This is a genomic window from Shouchella phoenicis (genome assembly GCF_047238345.1).
Lineage (GTDB): Bacteria > Bacillota > Bacilli > Bacillales > Bacillaceae_D > Shouchella.
On sequence record NZ_JBDFMQ010000001.1, the window covers coordinates 2,363,713 to 2,382,333 of the forward strand.

The following is an 18,621-nucleotide window of genomic DNA, read 5'->3' on the forward strand; positions in this document are numbered from 1 at the left end:
CTCCTTCCCTCAAGTTTTCTTGAAACCTATTGATGATCTTTTTTTAATGCTGTTTCATGCGCACCAGAAAGAACGCCGTTCATAAAACGACCCGCTTCTTGACCACCGTAGGCTTTCGCTAATTCAATCGCTTCGTTCAACGTAATATTTTTTTCAATATCATCTATATATAACATTTCGTATAAGGCCATTCGTGCAATGGAACGGTCAACATGACCTAGACGGTCAATTGTATAGCCTTTTAAATTTTGACTAAGCAATTCATCTAAATGTTCTTGATACTGTAACGTCCCTTCCAACAATTGGAGGAAAAAGTCACTTGCTTGTTCTTCATGGTTGAGCGTGTTCTCAATTGCTTGGCTTGTTTCCAAAGTTGAAACAAGGCTAAGCTGATAGAGAGCTTGTACGGCTCGAAGTCTTGCCACACGTCTGTTCATAGTTAACTCCTTTTTCATTTATGCTTTTCATTATAACGTAAAACCTGCTATACGTAAAAACACAGAGAAAGAGAATCGACCATGGTCGATTCTCTTCTCCATATCATCGGTGAATCGTTATTCAACTTCTTCTTCAATCGGTGCATTTGGTGTATCAAAATACACACCTACGACATGAACATTAATTTCTGTAAGCTGAATCGCGGTCATCGTTTCAAGGGCTTGCTGGATGTTTAATTGAATTAACTTTGCGACTTCAGGTACAGACGCCCCATAAGCAATAACAATGGAAACATCAACATTAATGCCTTCTTCACTTAAATCTACTTTTACACCTTTACCATGATTCTTACGGCCTAAGCGCTCTGCAACGTCAGCAGCAAAATTGCCACGTAATGCCGCTACACCTTCAATCTCTTGAGTAGCAATTCCTGCAATAACCTCAATTACTTCAGGCGAAATTTCGACTTTTCCTAACCCGCTTTTTTCTTCATCTAATTCTAGTAACTGATGATCTTCCATATTTAGCGCTCCTTTACGATTGTTTCGCTGGCATTACTTCATATTCTTCAATGAATTTCGTATTGAAATCCCCTGAAATAAACTTCTCATGATTAAACAAATGTAAATGAAATGGAATCGTCGTGTCCACTCCATCCACTTCAAATTCTTCAAGAGCTCGCTTCATTTTAGCAATAGCCTCTTCTCTTGTCTCACCATGGGTAATCACTTTGGCAATCATAGAGTCATAGAACGGACTAATCTTATAGCCAGGATAGGCTGCTGAATCTACTCTTACGCCAAATCCACCCGGTGCTAAGTAATCTTGGATTGTACCCGGAGATGGCATAAAATTCTTGAATGGGTTTTCCGCATTAATTCGGCATTCAATGGACCACCCTTTAAACGTCACATCCTCTTGCTTAACGGAAAGTGTCTCATTGTTGGCTATGCGAATTTGTTCTTTTACTAAGTCAATTCCTGTCACCATTTCGGTTACCGGATGCTCAACTTGTATCCGGGTATTCATTTCCATAAAGTAATAGTGCCCCGTATGGTGGTCATAGATAAATTCTACCGTACCAGCACCTGAATATTCTACTGCTTTTGCTGCTGCTACAGCGGCTTCACCCATTTCCGCACGTTTCTCTGGGGTTAGTGCAGGAGACGGAGTTTCTTCAACAAGTTTTTGCAATCGACGTTGAATGGAACAATCGCGCTCACCTAAATGAATCGTATTCCCAAAATTATCTGCTAGAACCTGAATTTCAACGTGACGGAAATCTTCAATATATTTTTCTAAATAAACGCCAGGATTTCCAAAAGCGGTAGCTGCTTCTTGTTGTGTCACTTCAAGTCCAGATTTCAATTCTTTTTCATCACGAGCCACACGAATCCCTTTTCCGCCACCGCCAGCCGTTGCTTTAATAATCACTGGGTATCCAATGGTGTTGGCAACTTCTTTAGCGTCTTCAAACGATTCAACAATTCCTTCTGAACCAGGAACAACCGGTACACCAGCAGCCTTCATCGTTTCTCTCGCTACATCTTTTGTACCCATTTTACTAATTGCCGAAGGACTTGGTCCAATAAACGTAATGTTACAATCTCCGCAGATTTCCGCGAAATTGGCATTCTCCGAAAGGAACCCATAACCTGGGTGAATCGCATCCGTTTCTGTAAGCGTTGCGACACTCATTAAATTTGTAAAGTTTAAATAGCTTTTTGCTGAGGCTGTCGGTCCGATACAAAATGCTTCATCTGCTAATTGCACGTGTAATGCATCTGCATCTGCTTCAGAAAAGACTGCAACGGTTTCGATCCCTAGCTCCTTACATGCGCGGATAATACGTACCGCAATTTCTCCTCGATTTGCAATTAAGACTCTTTTTATCATAACGTGTCCTCGCCCCTAGTTATTGACGTTCCACAACCATTAATGGCTGACCATACTCTACAAGTTCACCGTTTTCGGCAACGATTTCAACGATTTTCCCTTTTGTTTCAGATACGATTGGGTTCATGAGCTTCATCGCTTCTACAATACAAACGACAGTATCTTCATCAACCGCATCTCCTTCTTTTACGTAAGGATCAGCATCTGGTGAAGGCGCCGAATAAAACGTTCCTACCATAGGCGATGTCACTGTGATTAGATTTTTGTTCTCTTCTTTTGCTTCCATTACGGTTTCTGTCTCAACATTTGTCTCTTCAACCACCCGGGTATCATGAGTCGGTACACTTTTAGCAGCAGGCTGAGCCGCAACTTGAAGAGATTGTTCGGCAACTTGAACAGCCACTTGTTTTTTTAATGAAAGTTTCACATTGTCTTGTTCTAATTCTAACTCATTAATGGAGGATTCATGCAGTGCATCTATTAGACTTTTAATTTCTTCAACTTTTAACATAACAAAACAACTCCTTATCTCTCGTTCATATCTAGAACAAACTCAATTTACTACTTCTCTATTCGTAACGCAATTTCCTTTATGTATCTTTCCCTTTGTAAACAAAGAGGAAAGAGGGTTTCCCCTCTTTACTCAGCTGGTTCTGTTGGATTGTTTGCTTCACTTTTATATTGGCGAAATACTGGAAATTCGGAGAGGTTGTCCGGAATTTTTCCATTTTCTAGCACAATAATCTTGACGATGTTTTTATTTCTTGCCATATGAAACTTATCGCCATATTCATTTTCTTGCGTATACTGTTTTAAATTTGCGTAGTCTTCTTCTTGAATGGAAACTTTATAAGAGTCTCCATCTTCATCTTCCACTTCTTCTGCGAACCCTACTTCAAATTCTACAATTTGTATGTGATCGTTTTTAATGTTTCTTGTTTGCTCAAGGACAGCCTTTGCCCCTTCAGTTAAATCGGACCAATCCATTACAATCTCTCCTTGTTTCATTCTACATTGCTGTATTATACCATGTGTGAAGAGTGATTGCATGCTCAATCTAAAAGAGAGCTTGAATTGCTTCAAGCTCTCTTTCCTTTATTCTCCATGTTTGACTAATACTTGGTCTTGTTCAGTTAAACTTAGTTCTTCACGAGCTAAAGACATAATGGTAAGAGCTTCTGTTTTGGAAAGGGCATCGGCTTGCACCATAATTTCCACTTTATCATCCGCTGTCATGACGAGCGCGTCTGAATAGCCAATTTCTTTGATTAATTCTTCAAGCTGTTCTTCCACATCCGTAAATGCTAACACGTCAAGAGCACGATCATTTGCTTCCACTACTTCATCTGCTGAACTTTCTTCACTCGATGCTTCACGAGAAAATTGCTCTGCTTCTTTTAAACGCACTTCATCACGCTTTAAACGAGCCTCTGTCATTGTATCGCTACCAGACACTTGGCTAAGAAGATCATCATTCGCGTCCTCCCCTTCTTCTTCACCAAGTTCATCAACGATTTGACGGGCTTCATCCATCATCGAGCCAGAGCTTGCCTGGTCATCTGAATCATTTATGACGTAATAAGCACCTAGTACAAGCATTAAACTTAACATTGTTAGCAACCAGACTGTTTGTTTTTTTAAGACCATTTCTTTATTCCTCCTCGATTTTTCTTGGTAATACGGAGACGCGGTGTGGCGCAACGTCTAATAAGCGTGTGACGGCTTCAATAACAAACGCCTTCACTTGAACATTTTCAACGCCTTCAGCTACTACAAGTACGCCTGCGACCCTCGGTTTTTCCGTAGAACTAATGAGCGCTTCTTCTTTATCTCCGTTTCGGACAATCACAACGGATTCTTCTTCCTGTACATCTTCTACTTGACGAGTGCCGCCTTCTCGATCCGTTTCTGAAGTCGTTTGTTTTCCTGATCGAACGTTAGTCTCGTACACATTTCTTTCTGAATCAGCAAGATTCACATTGACTGAAACAGCGTTAACGCCAACAATTTCAGCTAATAAATCCCTTAACTCGTTTTCATAACGCATCTCATAATCTTCCATTGAGTTTTTTTCTGATTCCCTTGCAAATGTCGGTGCTGCTTCTTCCTCCTCTTCAGGCGCAACAGTAGGGATGTCACCTGAATCTGGTTGATACAGTTGACCAAGTAGCATGAAGAGGACGCCTATGCCGCCTAAGAGTAAAATATACCTGGGCGAAATTTTGCGTTTTTTTTTATCGGGCTGTTTCGGCAACCATTTCTTGAACCAATCTGTATCTTTCGCTTCGTTATTCATTCACCCATCCCCCTTCCTCTCTAAGCGTAATGACTGAACTCGGCACCTCCCAAATGGTTGCTAACATCGAGATTACGTCCTCATCTTCGTAAGACGGCGCATCTTCCTCAGGTTCAGTCTCCCCAATAACAATGGAAACTGGTTCAACATCTCCTGATTGTGCTGTGCTTGTACCCCCGCCTTCTTGATAAGGGGCAATGGCCACTTCGATATGCGTTAATTCCCCATCGTTATCTTGCACAAGAGAGAGGTCCGTGACCATGACATCTAGTTCATCTTTCAAGCCTTTACTTGCTTGGTCTTTTAATTGGACAGCCACTTGTTCAGATGTATATGCATCAAAGAACTTTTCTATATCTTTTTTTTGAGAATTTATTTCTTCCTCCATATCCATTTCCTCTCTTAAGTCTTGTTGAATAACGCTATTTAGCCATTCATCAGGGTCCTCATAAAAAATTTTTAAGACAGGTTGCAGTAAGAAAAGGAGCAACAACAGGCTAACCGTTATTTTTACGTAGTTTTTCAAGTTGGTGTTCGGTAAAGCCATTTCTAGTACAACCGCTAAAATAATGAGAATCACAATCGAAGTAATCCATTCATTAATAAAGTCCATGTAATCACTCCCTTACCGCATCATAAATGCGATGTTACTTGCTGCAACCATAATGGTAATCGCTAGAAAAAACATAAAACCAATTAACGCCATCGCTGCAAAGATATACATGACCGCTTTCCCAATAATGGATAAACATTCAATAATGGCGCCATTTCCTAATGGCTGTAAAACCGCTGCCGACAGTTGAAAAATCAGGGCGATCGACAAGACTTTAATTGCTGGGAATGCACAAATTGCAAGCAACATGACTAAGCCACCCATGCCAATCGTATTTTTCAGTAATAATGAAGCACTCATAACCGTGTCTGTCGCATCTGTGAACATCCTTCCGACGACGGGAATAAAGTTACCTGCTATAAATTTAGCTGCTCTGAGCGTCAATCCGTCTGCTGCTGCTGCTGTCGTCCCTTGTACAGAAACCGCTCCAAGAAAAACGGTCATAAAGACACCAAGTAAACCTAAAGCAACGGTTCGAAATAAGGTCGCTAATTTTGTCACTTTATAATCATCTGAAAAGGTACTGACAATCCCAAGCACAGCTGATATAAACAACATCGGCAAGACAAATGTTTTAACTAAAATGCCGCTCGTATGCACAAGAAAGATGATGACAGGATGAAACAAAGCCGAACTAGATAGACCGCCTAATGAGGCCATTAACGCAATTAACATCGGCAAAAGGGCAATGGAGAAATGGACCATTGTATCAATCGCCTCTATGGCATAGGTCATGGCACTATGAAACCCATTCATGGCAATCATGCATAACACGAGTAGGGTGACTGCATAAGCAGTTTTGCTGACTGTATGTTGTTCAAAGGCATTTTGAAATGACTGCAAAATATAAGAAAAAATTGTTAACAACAAAATCATTCCGAGTAATTTCCCGTTCAAGACCAGCTCGTGCAACAAATATTTCAAGAACCCTATAAACCATTCTTTTAAATCAAACGTTTTTTCACCAGTTAAGAAGTCAGTGAATGAACCTTTTTGACTTTCAGGCAAAAACCCACCATACTCATCAACAATTTGATTCCAGTATGCTTGCACTTCATCCATTTTCAATAAGTCGATTTGTTCCTCAACTAGTTCATTGATCGCCTCGGTCGGATCTTCTTCTTCAGCAGATACCGTCTGCTGAAAAACAGGAAAAAAAAGCATAAGAATGACAACGATAAAAGCGACTTTGATTTTCAATTATGCTTGTCCTCCTTACGACGGGAGCAGGGCGAGAATCATTTCAATCACTGCTTTAATGATTGGAATTGCGAGAACGAGTATAAAAATTTTTCCAGCCAATTCAATTTTACTCGCTATCGCTGCATGGCCAGCATCCCGTGAAATTTGCGCACCAAATTCTGCAATATAGGCAATGCCAATGATTTTTAAAATCGTTTGCAAGTAAACCGTATGAATATTTGCTTGTGCCGCCAAGTCTTGAATAAGTTGAATCACACTAGCAATTTCATCTAGTAAAAATAAGAAGATGAGGGCACCTACAAACATCGTTAACAAAAACGCAAAAACAGGCTTCTGTTCTTTAACAATTAAAGCTAAGAACGTGGCGATAAGACCTAAACCGACAATCTGTACGATTTCAATCGCTGATCCCCTCCGCTCTTTTTAAGCTTGAAATAAAAACACACTTCTAATTTTTTGAAATAAATCATCAACAATTGTTGCAACCATATAAAGAACAACAACAAATCCAATTAACGTCACCCAGTGAGCCCAGTCTTCTTTTCCCATTTGTTTAAGCACTGTATGGAGCATGGCGACAATAATGCCAATTCCAGCTATTTGAAAGATTGTATTTACATCGTAGGCCACGTCATTGTTCCTCCTTTATTCCATATCCACTACATCATGAGAATGACGATTAATAAACCAGCCAAAACGCCTAATGCTTTATACATTTTCTCGTAACGCGCTTGGATGCTTTTCGCCTCTTCTTCATCTCTTTCTAAATGCGTCTGCGTAAGTTTCAATTGTTTTTGCTGGTGAACCCTGTCCATCGTTCCGAGAGTCGCACCGAATTGTAGCAAAACCTCTTTTTCTTTCTCTTGTAACGAGAGGTCTTTCCACGTATCATGAATCGCTGTTTCCCACGCATCTTTTGCTGTCGCTTTTTTTTCCGCTAAACGGCGAGAAAATGTTGCAAATAAAGCGGCAACTGGACCCTTTAATTGCTCTGCAATATTTTGTGAAGCTTTTGCCAAAGGCGTTTGCCCGTACAACATCTCCGCTTCAAGAGACTGGAGCGCAGATCGAAGTTGACGAATATGGCGCGGTCGGTCTTGTAATAATCGAGCTTGATAAAACCCGTATATGGTTGTACAACCGATAATTAAAAGCGCACCTAGCCACCTCATAACTGCTTAACCAATGTCGGTATTCGAATTTTGTTAATCGCACCAGGGTATGGCGTACGCCCAACTTCAACCACTCGATCAAACGCCTGTTCATTTAAAAGTTGTTTAAATATTGGGCGCTTATAGACTTCTTCAAATGAACGACCATGGGCAGTCGCGATTAACACGACTCCTGCATGCCTTGCCTCTAAAATGGCATATGCATCTTCTTCTCGCCCGACTTCATCTACGATCATGACTTGCGGCGACATCGAACGAATCATCATCATCATGCCTTCCGCTTTTGGACAACCATCTAACACGTCCGCTCTTGTTCCTAAATCGTGCTGCGGAACACCGTTCATACAGCCAGCTATCTCAGACCGTTCGTCGACAATCGCCACTTTACTAGCAGGAATTCTTTTTGTACCCGCACTTATATTTCTTGCTAAATCACGTAATAGTGTTGTTTTACCAGTCTGTGGTGCCCCAACAATTAACGTATTCCGCCATCCTGTCTTGCTATCATAAAGTTCAGGAACGAGTTTATCTGACACACCTAATTTCTGTTTCGCGACTCGGATATTAAACGAGCGAATTGGATGAATGGTTTTCACCCTCCCTTGATCAAGGATGGTTTTTCCAGCTAAGCCAACACGATGGCCCCCTTCGATCGTGATATAGCCTTTTTGAAGCTCTTCTTCAAATGCGTATAACGAGTATTCGCTTAACTGATTTAAAAAGAAATTTGCATCTTCCTCTGTGAAGCGGATTGAAGAAAATTTCGTATCATTTGCAAATAAGCATTCAATCGGTTGGTGAATCCGTAAGCGAATCTCTTCTATACTTTCATCTTTTACCATCATGTCTCTTACGAACGCCTCTACGTGTTCAGGCAATAAGTTAAGAATGGAATGCATCTGCTCTTCCCTCTCTTATGGAAAATCATTTGACTTAAAATGTTGCATAGGTTTTGTATTACGTTATGTAAAAGTAGACAAGTTCAGAACTCATCTTATACAAAATAAAACGGTCCCCTTAATTAGGAGACCGTTTTTTTGAACATATAGGATTGAAACAGCTGTTGTAACGGTCGTAACCGTTTTAAAAACTTTTCATTCTCAATTAGCTGTCCATTTTCTTTTAGCTGAACTGAATATTCCGGTAGCTGAATATGAGTATAACAAGGAAAATGCCCTCTTAGCGACATTTGAATAATCGCGTGATGGGCTGTTGTCCCATCGGTTGTCATTAACGTAACAGCTGTTGTTTGACGGTGTTTTGGCACGCTACTTAATAAACGTTTTAATTGAAGATAAGGTACTTTTTTTGCTGGAATAATAAAAAGAATGTGAGTCAATTCGGTCTTCCAATCATCCACTTCAGCTGCTGATAGTGTGTCAAGCCGATGGCGTTCTACTGACGCAAATTTCTGTTCTAGGTAGCTCGCTAATCCCTCAGCTTGTTGAGAATGACCGACGATCATTTTCGTTTTCATCACGAACACCCCTTTCTCATTATTCTTATCTATTTTATCGGAATTAATGTATTATTAGTCTACTCGATTCCATCTAAAGTTGCAACAAGAATATTCGAGTAATTTCTTCAAGCATAACCGATCATTTCTTGCTATACTAAAGCATAATGAATAAAAGTGAGTGTTGCACCGTGAATCATTTACCCTTAATTGAAAGAAACATTGTCCTTGTAGGTTTCATGGGCGTTGGAAAAACAACGGTTGGTCGTTTACTCGCCAAAAAACTTTATCGTGACTTTATTGACATTGACGCTGAAATTGAACGAACACAAGGCATGTCCATTCCTACTTTATTTGAACAACATGGAGAACCTTACTTTCGTCAACTTGAGAAAGACCATGTTTTGCATGAAAGTTCCGGGAAAATGAAAGTGATCTCCCTTGGTGGCGGTGCTTTTACCCAGGAAGACATTCGCTCTTATTGCCTGAAGCACTGTTTAGTGATCTTCCTCGATATTCGGTTTGATTCTTGGCAAGATCGCATTCATATGCTAGCAGGGAATCGACCGATACTTAAAGGAAAGTCTACGGAAGAGTTACAAGAGTTGTACACAGCTCGACAGGAAGCCTACGCTCTAAACCACTCGCAAATGCATACGGATTCTTTAACGGCAGAGGAAGTTGCTGTGTATTTAAAAGAGTCGTTAATTACCGCCTACGAGCTTGAAAAATAAGAAGCGCTAAAAAAGGTCTACGCTAAGCGTAGACCTTTTTTCTTTTTATGCTCTAGAAACGTAAGACGAATTACGTGTATCAATAATTAGTTTATCTCCTTGGTTTACAAAGAAAGGAACTTGAACCGTTAAGCCCGTTTCGACCGTTGCTGGTTTTGTACCACCAGAAGCCGTGTCCCCTTTTATACCAGGTTCAGTCTCTGTCACTTCAAGCGTTACTGTATTTGGCACTTCAACACCAAGCGTTTCGCTTTCAAACGTAATAACATGAACTTCCATGTTTTCTTTCAAGAATTTTAATTCGTGCTCGATTTGTTTTGTTGGTAGTTCTAGTTGCTCATACGTTTCGTTGTCCATAAATGTATGCATATCGCCACTCTCGTAAAGATACTGCATCCGACGATTTTCAATATGCGCTTTAGCAACCTTTTCACCTGCACGGAACGTTCTTTCCTGAACCGATCCTGTACGTAGATTACGAAGTTTTGAGCGTACAAACGCCGCACCTTTTCCAGGCTTTACGTGTTGGAATTCCATAACTTGCCAAATACCGTTATCCACTTCAATTGTTAAACCTGTTTTAAAATCGTTTACTGAAATCATTCAAAGTCCTCCATTTACGCGGTTATTTCCAATAGTTACTATACCACAGCTTTTTGAGTGTGTCTTCGCCTTTTCGTATTGCTTTTTAGAGCACAATCAATTCTTTTGCTGAATAATTTAACCGTTCATTCCCTGTTTCAGTAATGAGTATATCATCTTCAATTCGAACGCCACCGACACCAGGTACATAAATGCCCGGCTCTACCGTTACGACCATACCAGGTTCTAATACAACGTCTGACTTAGTAGATACACCAGGAGCCTCATGAACTTCCATTCCTAATCCATGTCCAGTTGAGTGACCAAAATACTCGCCATAGCCTTGTTCAGTAATATAATCTCTCGTTATTGCATCTGCTTCTTTACCAGTCATTCCAGGCTTAATACCATCAATCCCACGCTGTTGCGCTACACGAACGATCTCATAAATGTTTTTTAATTCCTCAGATACGTCTCCGACTGCTAACGTTCGCGTAATATCCGAACAATAGCCATTGTAGTAGGCGCCAAAATCAAGCGTAACCAGTTCACCTGACTGTATGACCTTGTCTGACGCGACACCGTGAGGTAACGCTGAACGAGTTCCTGATGCGACAATGATGTCAAAAGAAGATGAAACAGCGCCTTGCTTACGCATAAACATTTCAAGCTCGTTTGATACATCAATTTCTTTTACACCTGGTTTAATAAATGTTTGGATATGTTCATAAGCTTTTTCAGCAATCGTTGCCGCTTGTTTCATCGTTTCAATCTCTGCATCGGTTTTGAATAGACGTAACGATTCAACAATGTTTTCCACAGGAACAAGTTCTACTTCTTCTAGAAACTCATGAAGCTGTTCGTATTCTGCGTATGTAAGTTTTGCTTTTTCAAATCCGAGTTTATTTAGTTGTAGTGCGTTTACCTGAGTGAAGATTTCTTGCATTAATGTTCCAGTTTGCTTTACAATTTGAGCGTCTTTTACCTGAGATTCCGCTTGCTCGACATAACGAAAATCCGTAATGAAGAGCGCTTTTGTTTTTGTAAGTAATACCGCTCCAGACGTCCCTGTAAACCCACTAATATAGCGGCGATTCACATTACTCATTACAAGAAATCCATCAAGATCGTATTCGTTCAGTTTGTTTTGTAGAGATTGAATAATCGTCATGCAATTCCCTCTTTTCATTATCGTAATAAGAAAATTGTAGCACAACTTTAAAAAGCTTTAAACGGACTCACCTTGCGTCATTGAACTTTTTTGTTCAGCATACTCATAAGAGATGGAATAGCCAATAAATAATCCATAAATAATAAACAAGCATAGCGTCGTGACGATGGTATTTAAAGAATAGCTTTGGACAGGGTCTAAATCAACAATAAATGGATTTAATATATAAAACAAAATCACCCAAAGTACAACTCCAAATCCGACGCCTGGCCACATACTATTTACCTTTTGTAAAATAACTTTATATAAAAAAGCAATGCCTATTGATAGTACGGCAATGACAGCCATCCCAACCACTTGACCAGTATGGCCGACTTTCCAATCTCCTAATGCCCATGGCAACAAGACAAAAGAAGGCCCTACTTCCGTTAAATGGAAATAATAACAGGCATAGCCGACAAATGACCATATTAAGCCACCAAAAAAACCAATCAACACGACTTTCATCGGAAATCCCATTTGCTTCGTATCCATAATCTCTTTATCTGTTTTGTTCACTACTAACACACCTCCAGTTCTAGGGTGTCCTAAAATAAACAAAACATGATTGGTTTATTCGTTTGTTTACAATTCTTTTTATGAGCCATACTAAATAGAAATGAATCATAGACTTGATTGCACGGTGCCTAACACTTTATACTAAGAGTAGGAATAAACGACGTTTGTGTTACGCTATAGGAAGGGGATCGTTATGAAAAAATTATTTATGATTTTAGTGCCGATTATTTGCTTGCTGGCTTTTATTCAAATTCTTTCAAACATTCCTTACTTTTTAAGTGCGATCGGCGGAATGGCTTTATTTGTGGGTGTGTTTTACTTAGGATATCGATTTTATCTATCCAAACGATACGGGACGCCAGTAAAAAAGGGTTCATCCAAAGGACCCAATCGGTCTCAAATCCGAAAAGCACAGCGAACAAGCACAGTGAAGCCACAAACGAAAAAATCGATGCCATCCTCTTCAAAACAACGAGATTTAAATCAAAAACAACTTAAAAAAGTGCCAAAGCGACGTTCTTCCCCACACTTAACAGTCATCGAAGGGAAAAACGCTAAAAAAAAGAAAAAAGCATAACGATGCTTTTTTCTTTTTTTATCCAGTCCAACTAGCTAGAAACTGTGCTGTTTTTTCCTTTCCTAACTGAATCATTGTTTGTTTTTCTTCAATCGTGACGTCAAAGTCAGTGGATTTAATATGGTCAATCGGAATAAAGACAATATTTTTTGCATGCTCACTGCTAATATAGCGCGCATCGTGTGCATGGGTCATCGTCTCAAAAATCGCTTTATAAAGATCAAGGGCGTTATGAATATCGTTTCCATACTTATCACCATTTTGCGGGGCTAATTGAAACCCAATAACCGGCCTACGATAGCCTCCTCGCTTGCCATCTTTAAAGATCCACATTGGAAAATTACTTAAAAGACCACCGTCGACAATATACGAAGAATCGTTGCCAACCATTTGACTTTTTAACTTCACAGGTTCAAAAAAGAAAGGAATGCTGCAACTCATCCGCACGGCTGTTGCAACGCTAAAACGGTATGGATCAAGTCCATACTTAGGCAAATCATCAGGAAGAACGACCATTTGACCTCTCGTTACATCTGATACAACAATTCTAAGTGAACCTGGAGGCAAATCATTAAAGGTCGCAACGCCTTTTCGCTGAAGCTGCTCCTTTAACCACTCCTCTAATCGATCTCCTTTATATAACCCCATTCGAAAATATAAATTTAGCCATTTTGCTAGTTTTAATGGAACGATAGCAAGTCGTTCATCTCGAAAAGTCGAAACATCTAATGAGTTCAACAATTTATTAATTTCTTGACTTGTATATCCAGCCATTAAAAACGCAGCTACAATTGAACCTGCACTTGTACCTGCGATACGCTCAAATTCTAGTCCACTCTGTTCCGCTTCATCAATTGCGCCAACGAATGCGAAGGCCTTTACCCCTCCACCTGCAAAAACAGCATCCACCTTCAAGGCAATCCCTCCTTATTAAAAATGTATGTAGCAAGAGGGTTGGCTCATTTCTACAACGTAAAAAAAGGTGCATGGATTTTAATCCAGACACCTTTGTTACACACTTAATTCTCGGTTTGATCATTTTTCTTTTGAATCTCTCTTAATGTCTCAATCCGACTTTCTTTTTCTTGAAAATATTGGACAAGGTCACCAATTCGATCGATGGCATCCCAACTAATGTGATGCTCAATTCCTTCTACATCTTGATAAATATGTTCATCGTTGACGCCAATAATTTTCATAAAGTCTTCAAGTAACTCGTGGCGATACACTAAACGTTTGCCAATTTTGTTTCCTTTCGCTGTCAACATTAAGCCTCTATATCGTTCGTAAACAAGATAATCGCTCTTATCTAACTTTTGAACCATCTTCGTTACTGAAGAAGGGTGGACTTCAAGCGCCTCCGCAATATCAGATACACGGGCATATCCTTTTTCTTCAATCAACATATAAATTCGTTCCAAATAATCTTCCATGCTCGGTGTTGGCATAGACTCCCCCCAATCCAAAGCGGACAATATCCATTCTATCCTATCTTACTATAAAAGAAGAGGAAGAACCAAGGAAGATTACGTGAAGTATTCAATTTTTGCTTGCGGAAAGAAACGATCAATGTATTCCGTCAACGTGTCACGCAACGCTCCTGCTTGTTGATCTTGATAAACATATTTGCCTCGACCGTAACGACCCCATTTGTATTTACGCTCTTCTTCTTCCATCTCAAGCTTTGATTTTGGATAACGTTTTTGAATAATTCGTTTAGCGGTCTTCGTAAATCGATGTTGGATCATTTCAAACGTAAGGTCTTTTTTTGCATACGTAGGTAAGATTGCCTCTAAGCGTTCAAACAGTTCAAGATAACCTTCTTCCCATCCTTCATGCCAAATAATTGGCGCAACAATAAAACCTAACGGATAATCTGCTTTTGCTACTTTTCCTGCTGCTTCAATTCTTTCCAAAAAAGACGAGGTTCCAGGCTCAAAATATTTAATAACGTGAGCTGAGTTCACGCTAAAACGAAAGCGTGTATTCCCGTTATGTTTCGCATCAAGCAAATGATCAACGTGACCGTATTTTGTCACAAATCGAAGTCGCCCGTGGTCACGCTCTCCCATGAATTCAATCGTCTTTTTTAACGAATGGGTTAAGTGATCAATCCCCACAATATCAGATGTACATGCCGCTTCAAAACGCGTTGTTTCCGGGGCTCTTTCCTTAATATACGTTTCTGCTGACTCATAAATATCTTCTAAATTTACATACGTTCGAATATACGGTTTATCTCCAAGGGTAGTCTGCAAATAGCAATAATGACAATGACCCATACATCCTGTCGCTAACGGTATCGCATATTCAGCTGATGGTTTTGACGTATCGAACTTTAACGTTTTTCGAACACCAATGACAAGGGTTGATTTTGCGTTTCGATATTTTTGATTGTCGTTTTTGCCGGGAATATTTCTTACTTGATTGTGGGAAGTGGTTTCGCGAATTTCGACCCCTTCTGCTTTAAATTTTTCATATAATTGTTTACCTAACGGATAATCCAATGCTTTTGGCTCAATGTAGACGAGTTGTGGATAAAACGGCTTCACATTTAACTTCCTTTCCAATTGTAATAGTCTTAGCGTGCTTTAAAGTAGGCATTTTCATACAAAGCTTTTGCTCGATATTGACAAATTGTTAAGGATTACGGAAAATAATAAAGTAAATATGATAAAAAGTGAGGGCACCTTAATGACATACGTTCTCTTTAATGATTCAATCCTTGATGAAGCGGATGTAGCCATCTCTTACAAAGATCGTGGCTACCATTTCGGGGATGGCGTCTATGAGGTCATCCGGGTTTATAACGAAGAATTTTTCACATTAGATGAACATATTAACCGTCTTTATGAAAGTGCAGCAAAAATTGAAATAACCATTCCTTATGAAAAAAACGCTTTAAAAGCCATGCTCCATGAGTACAAAACAAAAGTTCAAACCGTAAATGGGTCCATCTATTTACAAGTAACTCGTGGCGTAGCGGATCGAAACCATCTTTATACGAAAGACGAGGTACCTGTTATTCTCGGATTTGATTTACCTGATAAAGGGGTTAGTCAAAAACAAGAACAAGGCGTCGCCGCATACGTAACGGAAGATGTTCGCTGGTTGCGATGCGACATCAAATCAATTAATTTGCTTGGCAATGTAATGGCAAAGCGAAAAGCATATGACCATGATTGCGATGAAGCCATTCTTTATCGTGACTCAGGTGTGACAGAAGGTTCGTCTTCTAATTTGTTTCTCGTAAATAACCAAACCCTTTATACACACCCAGCTAATAACCTCATTTTAAACGGGATTACGAGACAAGAAATATTAGCAATTGCTTCTGAACTTGAACTAGCTGTCATTGAAGAACCTTTTCCAAAAGAAGTGCTGTTACATGCAGAAGAAGCGTTTATCTCAAGCACTTCACTAGAAATTGTTCCTGTTCATTCATTTAAGGGTGACATCGAAACAACGTTAAACGTTGGTCCAGTAACAAAAAAACTTCAGTACGCGTTTCAAGAACGCGTCACAAAAAAAACAAACGCTTCCGTCTAGGATAGCGTTTGTTTTTTATAGAATGAAGCAGGGATTCCTTCCATCCAACGTGACGGAGAGCCAACCGTAAACAATGTAAGCTCATGCATCGCTCTCGTACAAGCTGTATAAAGATGAAGGCGTTCTTGTTCCGTTTGATAATTTTTATCTGAAGCATCAAAAACGATAACCGTATCAAATTCAATACCTTTGGCCAAGTACGTTGGCAATACAACAATACCGGTTTCATACTCGTGATGATCTTCTGTAACGAGCTGAATTTGGAGCCACTCACTTAAAGCAGCGTGTGCTTTTTTCGCCTCTTGAGCCGTTTTTGTTAATACGGCTATCGTTTGATACCCGTTGTCTTGAGCCGCTTCAATCGTTTCTGCCATCGGTTGAATCATGGTCATTTGATTGCTTGCCTTTACAACAGTAGGCTGCTTGCCATCCCGATCAAACGGCTCCACTACTTCCGGCTTCGGCAAAAGCTCTCGACAAAACAACATAATCGGTTTCGTTGACCGATAGCTTTTATGAAATTCTATATACGTTGACTCTTGCGGCAGCCCTGTGCCTGACAAGAGATCTGCCGTTGTGCCGGTTTGATGGTTCAAGGATTGCGAATAATCACCTACAATCGTAAAGCGAGCTCGAGGGTACAGCATTTGTAAATACATGAGCTGAAAGGACGAGTAATCTTGTGCTTCATCAATAAATACATGTTTAATGGATCGATTTACCCGTAGTCCTTTTAACTGATCCATTAAGTACAAATAAGGTGCGGCATCTTCATAGAGCATCCGATTGTGCTTTAATTCATGGACCGTAAAAAGAGCCACCTGAGAAAAACCCTCAACCTTTACATGCAGATTCGACATAAGAAATTGTTCATACATACCATCAATGTCTAAAAACGAAAACGAACGCACTTGGTTTTGAAGCGGGCGAAAGGCTTCTTTTACGATTTGTTTCTCTAGTAATTTTTCTTGTTGGTCTTCTAAGTTAAACAGATCTTCATTTGGATACTTTCCATCAACTTGATGGTACGTCCTCATTAACGCTTCTTTATCAACTAACTCTCGCTCTTGCTCAACCCATTCACTAGATCGCTCTCTGCCTTCTTGTTTAGCTAGCTCCTTTAACAACCATTCCGCCGTTAATTTTAAGCGATTTTGTAAAGAAACATCGTTGTTTAAGCAATAAAAATATGTTTGAATATCGGCTTTTTTTACAATCGTTCGTCCTTTAAAACGCAAATCTTTAAACAGCACCCCTTCAATTTGGAGGGCACCGATCCATACATCTAACCGTTCTTTAAAGCTCGGACTAGACTTTAACTCGATGCTCCGTTTGCGCGTTCGAAAACGGTCGGTTTGTTCATTTGACAAGATATACTCAAGTTGTTCGAAGTGATTTTCAACCGTAAATCTATGTCCTAAGCGTTTGTATAAATATCCCTTTAACGTCTGTTGCGTCATGTTTTCTTCACCAAGTTCAGGTAATACCGTTGAGACATAGTTTGAAAACAGTTCATTCGGCGAAAATAAAATTAATTGTTGTGCGTCGAGTTGTTCTCTATGACGAAATAATAAATAGGCTGCTCGCTGCATCGCAACAGATGTTTTTCCGCTACCAGCTACACCTTGAACGATGAGAAAACGATTTTTTTCATTACGGATCGCTTTATTTTGTTCTTTTTGAATCGTCGCCACAATGGACTTCATTGACGTTGAGGCTTGATCGCTTAGCGCATCTTTTAAACGCTCATCGCCAATTGCCAAGGAAGTGTCAAACATCGCCTTTAAATGCCCTCTCCGAAACACGTACTGGCGCTTTCCCGTTAACTCCCCTTTGATTGTTCCAGCTGGCGCTTCGTAGGAAACCGAACCGATTTCAGCATCATAATAAACACTCGATATAGGCGCACGCCAATCATATATGAGAAAGTCTTCTTCAGACTCATCCATTAAAGAGGCTAACCCAATATAAATTGGCTCAGCTTGTGACTGCCCCTGCTCTTTTAAATCAATGCGGCCAAAATAAGGTGCGTGTGCAAGTCGACGTAAGGTTCGCATTTGTTTTTTCAGTACTTCTTCGCTACGTTCCCGTTCATGTAAGAGTTCAGCTTGCTGACGAATACTTGAAATCGTCTCTTCCGCATCTTCCGCATTGGAAAAGTTCATTGTCACGTTATCCCAAAACGTTTCTTTTATTTCTTTTTCATCTTCCGTCACGCCTTCAAGCTGTTGTTTAATTAATGTTTGTTTTGTACGAATAAATGCATGAATAAAAGCAGCTCGTTCAAATTCAAATTGCAAAGAAACACGTCCTTTCGCGAACTCCTTTTTTAACAGTATCGACTATCGTAGCATAATCGAAATTGCCAGTTCAAGC

General features: G+C 39.9%; 24 protein-coding genes. 3 read left to right on the plus strand and 21 right to left on the minus strand.

The features are described 5' to 3' along the window. Nucleotides 1-26 precede the first annotated feature (26 nt). The 14 genes from nusB to ABC361_RS12715 form a co-directional block, all read right to left on the minus strand. Nucleotides 27-437, minus strand: a complete 411-nt coding sequence (nusB, locus tag ABC361_RS12650) for a transcription antitermination factor NusB (protein ID WP_413074300.1) — start codon at nt 435-437, stop codon at nt 27-29. Nucleotides 438-554: 117 nt separating this feature from the next. After that, nucleotides 555-959, minus strand: a complete 405-nt coding sequence (locus ABC361_RS12655) for an Asp23/Gls24 family envelope stress response protein (RefSeq protein WP_413074301.1) — start codon at nt 957-959, stop codon at nt 555-557. 13 nt (nt 960-972) lie between these two features. After that, a complete protein-coding gene (accC, locus tag ABC361_RS12660; protein WP_413074302.1) occupies nt 973-2,334 on the minus strand; it encodes an acetyl-CoA carboxylase biotin carboxylase subunit in 1,362 nt (453 codons plus the stop codon). 19 nt (nt 2,335-2,353) lie between these two features. Then, the gene (gene accB / locus ABC361_RS12665; RefSeq protein WP_413074303.1) at nt 2,354-2,845 is read right to left on the minus strand and encodes an acetyl-CoA carboxylase biotin carboxyl carrier protein; all 492 of its coding nucleotides are present in this window, start codon (nt 2,843-2,845) and stop codon (nt 2,354-2,356) included. A gap of 128 nt (nt 2,846-2,973) precedes the next feature. Beyond that, nucleotides 2,974-3,321 (minus strand): hypothetical protein, encoded by a 348-nt coding sequence (locus ABC361_RS12670; protein WP_099301251.1) that lies wholly within the window; start codon nt 3,319-3,321, stop codon nt 2,974-2,976. 108 nt (nt 3,322-3,429) lie between these two features. Beyond that, nucleotides 3,430-3,981, minus strand: a complete 552-nt coding sequence (locus tag ABC361_RS12675; protein ID WP_413074304.1) for a SpoIIIAH-like family protein — start codon at nt 3,979-3,981, stop codon at nt 3,430-3,432. Nucleotides 3,982-3,985: 4 nt separating this feature from the next. Continuing rightward, a complete protein-coding gene (spoIIIAG, locus tag ABC361_RS12680; protein ID WP_413074305.1) occupies nt 3,986-4,630 on the minus strand; it encodes a stage III sporulation protein AG in 645 nt (214 codons plus the stop codon). After that, nucleotides 4,623-5,243, minus strand: coding sequence for a stage III sporulation protein AF (gene spoIIIAF, locus ABC361_RS12685; protein WP_413074306.1), 621 nt, complete (start codon nt 5,241-5,243; stop codon nt 4,623-4,625). The genes spoIIIAG and spoIIIAF overlap by 8 nt, the downstream gene beginning before the upstream one ends. A gap of 12 nt (nt 5,244-5,255) precedes the next feature. Continuing rightward, on the minus strand, nt 5,256-6,443 hold the full coding sequence (gene spoIIIAE, locus ABC361_RS12690; RefSeq protein WP_413074307.1) for a stage III sporulation protein AE: 1,188 nt from the start codon (nt 6,441-6,443) through the stop codon (nt 5,256-5,258). A 15-nt stretch (nt 6,444-6,458) separates the two neighbouring features. Next, nucleotides 6,459-6,848: a stage III sporulation protein AD gene (spoIIIAD, locus tag ABC361_RS12695; RefSeq protein ID WP_099301255.1), complete on the minus strand. Its 390-nt coding sequence runs from the start codon at nt 6,846-6,848 to the stop codon at nt 6,459-6,461. A gap of 21 nt (nt 6,849-6,869) precedes the next feature. Then, nucleotides 6,870-7,076: a stage III sporulation protein AC gene (gene spoIIIAC / locus ABC361_RS12700; RefSeq protein WP_038481281.1), complete on the minus strand. Its 207-nt coding sequence runs from the start codon at nt 7,074-7,076 to the stop codon at nt 6,870-6,872. 29 nt (nt 7,077-7,105) lie between these two features. After that, nucleotides 7,106-7,618, minus strand: a complete 513-nt coding sequence (spoIIIAB, locus tag ABC361_RS12705; RefSeq protein WP_413074308.1) for a stage III sporulation protein SpoIIIAB — start codon at nt 7,616-7,618, stop codon at nt 7,106-7,108. Then, nucleotides 7,615-8,517 (minus strand): stage III sporulation protein AA, encoded by a 903-nt coding sequence (gene spoIIIAA, locus ABC361_RS12710; protein WP_413074309.1) that lies wholly within the window; start codon nt 8,515-8,517, stop codon nt 7,615-7,617. The genes spoIIIAB and spoIIIAA overlap by 4 nt, the downstream gene beginning before the upstream one ends. 122 nt (nt 8,518-8,639) lie before the next feature. Continuing rightward, entirely contained in the window at nt 8,640-9,095 is a 456-nt protein-coding gene (locus tag ABC361_RS12715; protein WP_413074310.1) for a hypothetical protein, read from the minus strand. A 146-nt stretch (nt 9,096-9,241) separates the two neighbouring features. On the opposite strand from ABC361_RS12715, the gene ABC361_RS12720 reads away from it, so the two are divergent. Next, nucleotides 9,242-9,808 carry a shikimate kinase gene (locus ABC361_RS12720; RefSeq protein WP_413074311.1) on the plus strand — a complete coding sequence of 189 codons (567 nt, stop codon included), beginning with the start codon at nt 9,242-9,244 and terminating at the stop codon, nt 9,806-9,808. 45 nt (nt 9,809-9,853) lie between these two features. Here the strand turns inward: ABC361_RS12720 and efp are convergent, their stop codons facing one another. The 3 genes from efp to ABC361_RS12735 form a co-directional block, all read right to left on the minus strand. Then, nucleotides 9,854-10,411, minus strand: a complete 558-nt coding sequence (gene efp, locus ABC361_RS12725; RefSeq protein WP_099301260.1) for an elongation factor P — start codon at nt 10,409-10,411, stop codon at nt 9,854-9,856. Between the two features lie 85 nt (nt 10,412-10,496). Beyond that, entirely contained in the window at nt 10,497-11,561 is a 1,065-nt protein-coding gene (locus ABC361_RS12730; protein WP_413074312.1) for a M24 family metallopeptidase, read from the minus strand. 57 nt (nt 11,562-11,618) lie between these two features. Then, nucleotides 11,619-12,119: a YqhR family membrane protein gene (locus ABC361_RS12735; protein ID WP_413074313.1), complete on the minus strand. Its 501-nt coding sequence runs from the start codon at nt 12,117-12,119 to the stop codon at nt 11,619-11,621. A gap of 193 nt (nt 12,120-12,312) precedes the next feature. On the opposite strand from ABC361_RS12735, the gene ABC361_RS12740 reads away from it, so the two are divergent. After that, nucleotides 12,313-12,696, plus strand: coding sequence for a hypothetical protein (locus tag ABC361_RS12740; protein WP_413074314.1), 384 nt, complete (start codon nt 12,313-12,315; stop codon nt 12,694-12,696). A gap of 18 nt (nt 12,697-12,714) precedes the next feature. Here ABC361_RS12740 and ABC361_RS12745 read toward each other — a convergent pair whose 3' ends face one another. The 3 genes from ABC361_RS12745 to splB form a co-directional block, all read right to left on the minus strand. Next, entirely contained in the window at nt 12,715-13,611 is an 897-nt protein-coding gene (locus ABC361_RS12745; protein ID WP_413074315.1) for a patatin-like phospholipase family protein, read from the minus strand. 104 nt (nt 13,612-13,715) lie between these two features. Next, entirely contained in the window at nt 13,716-14,144 is a 429-nt protein-coding gene (gene mntR / locus ABC361_RS12750; RefSeq protein WP_413074316.1) for a transcriptional regulator MntR, read from the minus strand. 78 nt (nt 14,145-14,222) lie between these two features. Further along, nucleotides 14,223-15,248 carry a spore photoproduct lyase gene (splB, locus tag ABC361_RS12755; protein WP_413074317.1) on the minus strand — a complete coding sequence of 342 codons (1,026 nt, stop codon included), beginning with the start codon at nt 15,246-15,248 and terminating at the stop codon, nt 14,223-14,225. Between the two features lie 142 nt (nt 15,249-15,390). Here splB and dat point away from each other — a divergent pair, with 142 nt between their 5' ends. Beyond that, nucleotides 15,391-16,245: a D-amino-acid transaminase gene (gene dat / locus ABC361_RS12760; protein WP_413074318.1), complete on the plus strand. Its 855-nt coding sequence runs from the start codon at nt 15,391-15,393 to the stop codon at nt 16,243-16,245. Here dat and helD read toward each other — a convergent pair. Next, entirely contained in the window at nt 16,242-18,545 is a 2,304-nt protein-coding gene (helD, locus tag ABC361_RS12765; protein WP_413074319.1) for an RNA polymerase recycling motor HelD, read from the minus strand. The genes dat and helD overlap by 4 nt on opposite strands. Nucleotides 18,546-18,621: the final 76 nt, after the last annotated feature.